The organism is Xanthomonas sp. SHU 166, from assembly GCF_000364685.1.
Lineage (GTDB): Bacteria > Pseudomonadota > Gammaproteobacteria > Xanthomonadales > Xanthomonadaceae > Xanthomonas_A > Xanthomonas_A sontii.
Genome location: NZ_AQOJ01000453.1, coordinates 1 through 1735 on the forward strand (window position 1 = coordinate 1; position 1735 = coordinate 1735).

A 1735-nucleotide genomic window follows, 5' to 3' on the forward strand; every position below is an offset into this window, starting at 1 on the left:
TCCCAAGCGCTTCGCCGACGTGGTCCGCGCCGCGTTCGGGCAGCGCCGCAAGACCCTGCGCAACGCCTTGAACGGTGTCTGCGATGCCGCGCAATTCGAGGCCGCGGGCGTGCGTCCGGACGCGCGCGCCGAGCAGCTCGAGGTCGCCGACTTCGTGCGCCTGGCCAACATCGCGCACGCCTGAGCGGACGTCCCGCGCGGCGCGCGCATGCATGCGTGGTGCGAACCTCTGCGCACGCGTTGCTCCGCTCCTTGCATGTCGGCGTAGGCGTCGCCGACCTGCGCCGTAGACATGCTGATGACGGCACCGCCTCGAAACCGCAACTTGGCAAGCCGCACAACACAGACCGACACCGCGAACGACGGCCCTCCTGCGCACTGCCCGCGGCAACAACAGGCCCGCACGGGTGGCGCGCACAGGCGGCAGCCAGGGCCACTGCCACGCGTCAGCCGCCTGGCAGTGACAACCGTTGACGCATCTCGCCTCAAACGGCAAAACACGCTCTAAACTGTGGGGATGAACGATGACGCCCCCTATCGGATCGAGGTCGAAGTGTCGCCCCGATTCCTCGACGACCAATCGGCGCCGGAGGACGGACGCTACACGTTCGCCTACACGATCCGCATCCACAACCGCGGCCGCGTCGCCGCGCGCCTGATCGCCCGCCACTGGGAGATCACCGACGGCAACGGCCGCATCGAACGCGTCGACGGCGATGGCGTGGTCGGCGAACAGCCGCGGCTGCGCCCGGGCGAGGATTTCCGCTACACCTCCGGGCTGGTACTGGAGACCGAACACGGCACGATGCGCGGCCACTACGACATGGAAGCCGACGACGGGACCCATTTCATCGCCGCGATCGCGCCGTTCGTGCTATCCGTCCCGCGGACCCTGCACTGATGGCGGTCTGGGCGATCGGCGACCTGCAGGGTTGCTACGACATCACCCAGCAGTTGCTGGAGAAGATCCGCTTCGATCCGGCGGTGGACCGGCTGTGGTTCTGCGGCGACCTGGTCAACCGCGGCGGGCAATCGCTGGAGACCCTGCGCCTGGTGCACTCGCTGCGCGAGCACAGCGTGGTGGTGCTGGGCAACCACGACCTGTCGCTGCTGGCGATCGGCGAGCGCAGCCCGGACGAGCAGCGCAAGGTCAATCCGGACCTGCAACGCATCGTGCTGGCCGAGGATCGCGACGAACTGCTGACCTGGCTGCGCATGCAGAAGCTGCTGCACGCCGATCGCCAGCTCGGCTGGATGATGATCCACGCCGGCCTGGCGCCGAAGTGGACCACCGCGCTGGCCGAGAAGCATGCACGCGAGGTCGAGCAGCAACTGCACGGCAACGGCTACCGCAAGCTGTTCCGCAACATGTACGGCGACCGCCCCGCCTGGTCGCCGGGCCTGACCGGCTACGACCGCTCGCGCGCGATCATCAACCTGTTCACCCGCGCCCGCTACTGCACCCCGCGCGGGCGCATCGCGATCGAGGAAAAGGGCACGCCCGGCACCCAGGCGCAGGGCCTGTATCCGTGGTTCGAGGTGCCGGGGCGGGTCGAGCGCGACCTGAAGATCGTCTGCGGACACTGGTCGACGCTGGGCCTGACCATCACCCAGGGCGTGCACGCGATCGACACCGGCGCGGTCTGGGGCGGCAAGCTCACCGCGTTGCGCCTGGACAGCGAGGACCTGCAGGTCGTGCAGGTCCCGGGCCGGCCGGTGCAGGGACCGCCGCCGG

2 protein-coding genes and 1 pseudogene are annotated in these 1735 nt (G+C 69.3%); all 3 read left to right on the forward strand.

The features are described 5' to 3' along the window. Positions 1–184, forward strand: a pseudogene (locus D180_RS12135) (16S rRNA (adenine(1518)-N(6)/adenine(1519)-N(6))-dimethyltransferase); the annotation flags it as partial. Between the two features lie 333 nt (positions 185–517). Next, positions 518–901 (forward strand): Co2+/Mg2+ efflux protein ApaG, encoded by a 384-nt coding sequence (apaG, locus tag D180_RS12140; protein ID WP_010340000.1) that lies wholly within the window; start codon positions 518–520, stop codon positions 899–901. Next, on the forward strand, positions 901–1735 hold an 835-nt coding region (locus D180_RS12145), incomplete at its 3' end, for a symmetrical bis(5'-nucleosyl)-tetraphosphatase (RefSeq protein ID WP_017913006.1). The genes apaG and D180_RS12145, both read left to right, overlap by 1 nt.

Bases quoted from the DNA above. Each gene is read 5' to 3' on its own strand.
- apaG (WP_010340000.1), top strand. From the start codon at position 518: ATGAACGATGACGCCCCCTATCGGATCGAGGTCGAAGTGTCGCCCCGA.